The following is a 2,427-nucleotide window of genomic DNA, read 5'->3' as shown; positions in this document are numbered from 1 at the left end:
AGCGGCTCGGGGCGCTGCGCCTGATGCCGCGCGGGGACTTCTCCGCCTCCGGGGCCGCCGAGGTGATCAGCTGCCTGCAGGCGCTGACCGGGTACGCCCAGGCGCTGGAGCAGACCCGTGTGGACGCCTAAGCCCGCACCCGGGAGTACACGCCCGGGGTGCGCCCTGACCGGGAGAAAGGCCCCGGAACTCATGTATCTTAAAGAGCAGCGGGTAAGTTTGCTGCCTGCCGTTTCGCTGGGCCGCGCCAGTAGCCGGCTTGTCGCTATTCAGGGGGAAATGTATGAAGGCTAAGATCCTGGTCGTCGATGACGATGAGGCGCTGTCGGAGATGATCGGCATCGTGCTGCAAAACGACGGGTTCGACCCGGTGTTCTGCTACGACGGTTCCGGCGCGCTGGAGGCCTTCCGCGAGGCGAACCCCGACCTGGTCCTGCTGGATCTGATGCTGCCGGGCATCGACGGCATTGAGGTGTGCAAGCAGATCCGCGGCGAATCCGATGTGCCCATCGTGATGCTCACCGCCAAGTCCGACACCGCCGACGTGGTGCGCGGGCTGGAGTCCGGGGCCGATGACTACGTGCCCAAGCCCTTCAAGCCGGCCGAACTGGTCGCCCGGGTGCGGGCCGGCTGCGCCCGGCCGAAACCCACGCCCCGGAAATGCTGAACGTGGCCGATGTGACCATCGACGTGGCCGGCCACCGGGTCACCCGCGGGCAGAGCGTGCTGTCGCTGACCCCCCTGGAATTTGACCTGCTGGTCACCATGGCCCGCAAGCCCTGGCAGGTCTTCAGCCGCGAACAGCTGCTGGAGGCCGTGTGGGGCTACCGCCATGCGGCGGACACCCGGCTGGTGAACGTGCACGTGCAGCGGCTGCGGTCGAAGATTGAGAAGGACCCGGAGAAGCCCACGATCATCCAGACCGTGCGCGGCGTCGGCTACAAGGCGGGATCGGCAAGTTGAGTCAGCGCACCACGACCGGAAGCGAACTTGTCCCGGTCGACGTGCGCGACTCGGCGGTTCCCAAGGCCCCACCCTTCTACCGGCTGCGGCTGTGGCTGCGCCGTCCGCTGGCGGCGGTGCGCCGACGCTGGAACCGCCACCTGATGTACCGCACCGTGGCCTCCACGCTGCTGTTTTCCTCCCTGGCGCTGCTGGCGGCCGGGGCGTTCCTGTCCAACCAGATCGCCAGCACCCTGTTCACCGAGCGCTTCAACCAGGTCGCCACCGAGTCCGAGCGCGGGCTGACCCAGGCCCGGTCCATCTTCGAATCCGCGGCCACCACCGACCGGGTCTCCACCCAGTCGCTGGTCAACAGCACGCTAAGCACCCTGGAGGCGACGGGGCCAGCGTGGTGCGCGACTTCGTGCTGATGCCCTTCCCGGGCGATGAGAACATCTATGTGGCCCCCACCGCCTCCGGGCAGCTGACCAGCCGGATCATCCCGGCGGACCTGTCCGAACGGGTCATGAACGATTCGGGGATCTACTGGCGTTCGGTGGAGATCCCCACCGCCGGCAGCCAGGCGCCGGGATCATCTTCGGCACCAAGGTGCTGCTGCCCCCGGGCCGGGAATACGGCCTCTACCTGGTCTATGACCTCTCCAGCGTGCAAAGCACCCTGGAATTCATCAACCGCGCCATGGTGCTCACCGGCATGATCCTGCTGCTGGTGGTCGGGGTGATCTCCTGGTCGGTCAGCCGCACCGTGGTGCGCCCGGTCGCCGACGCCGCCTACGTTTCGGAGCGGATCGCCGCCGGGGACCTGGACCGGCGCATGCGGGTGATCGGCGAGGACGAGGTCGCCCGCCTGGGCACCGCCTTCAACCACATGGCTGCCTCCCTGCAGGACCAGATCACCCAGCTGAACCAGCTCTCGGCAATGCAGCAGCGCTTCGTCTCGGACGTGTCCCATGAACTGCGCACCCCGTTGACCACGGTGCGCATGGCCGCCGAGGTGATCCATGATGCCCGGGAGTCCTTCGACCCGCTGACCTCGCGTTCGGCCGAACTGATGTACAACCAGATCGAACGCTTCCAGAACCTGCTCAATGACCTGCTGGAGGTCTCCCGCTTCGATGCCGGGGTGGCGGTGCTGGACCGTGAATCCACGGACCTGAACGTGATCGCCCGCAAGGTCATCGACACCGCCACCCCGGTCGCCGACGAATACGGTTCGGTGCTGCGCCTCTCAGCCCCCGCCGAGGCTGTGTGGCCGAAGTGGACCCGCGGCGGGTCGAGCGGATCCTGCGCAACCTGGTGCTCAACGCCGCCGAACACGGGGAGGGCAACCCGATCGACATCAGCATCGGCCAGGATGAGGACGCGGTGGCGATCTCGGTGCGCGACCACGGCATCGGGATGAGCGCCGAGGCAGCCTCCCACTCTTTGACCGCTTCTGGCGCGCCGACCCGGCCCGCAAGCGCAC

General features: G+C 67.6%; 3 protein-coding genes and 2 pseudogenes. All 5 read left to right on the top strand.

The features are described from left to right. Window positions 1-283: 283 nt before the first annotated feature. Window positions 284-963, top strand: a pseudogene (gene mtrA, locus JCM19049_RS11775) (MtrAB system response regulator MtrA). After that, window positions 960-1,373, top strand: coding sequence for a hypothetical protein (locus JCM19049_RS11770; protein ID WP_054821687.1), 414 nt, complete (start codon window positions 960-962; stop codon window positions 1,371-1,373). The pseudogene mtrA and the gene JCM19049_RS11770 overlap by 4 nt, the downstream one beginning before the upstream one ends. Beyond that, entirely contained in the window at window positions 1,352-1,660 is a 309-nt protein-coding gene (locus JCM19049_RS20595) for a hypothetical protein (protein WP_279403082.1), read from the top strand. The genes JCM19049_RS11770 and JCM19049_RS20595 overlap by 22 nt, the downstream gene beginning before the upstream one ends. After that, window positions 1,642-2,025: pseudogene (locus tag JCM19049_RS20590) on the top strand (HAMP domain-containing protein); the annotation flags it as partial. The gene JCM19049_RS20595 and the pseudogene JCM19049_RS20590, both read left to right, overlap by 19 nt. A 185-nt stretch (window positions 2,026-2,210) precedes the next feature. Next, window positions 2,211-2,427: ATP-binding protein (locus JCM19049_RS20585; protein ID WP_306420790.1), on the top strand; the 217-nt coding region annotated here is incomplete at its 3' end.

This window comes from Arthrobacter sp. JCM 19049 (genome assembly GCF_001310435.1).
Note: the sequence above shows the minus strand (reverse complement) of the source record. Positions and strands in the feature narration are given on the sequence as shown.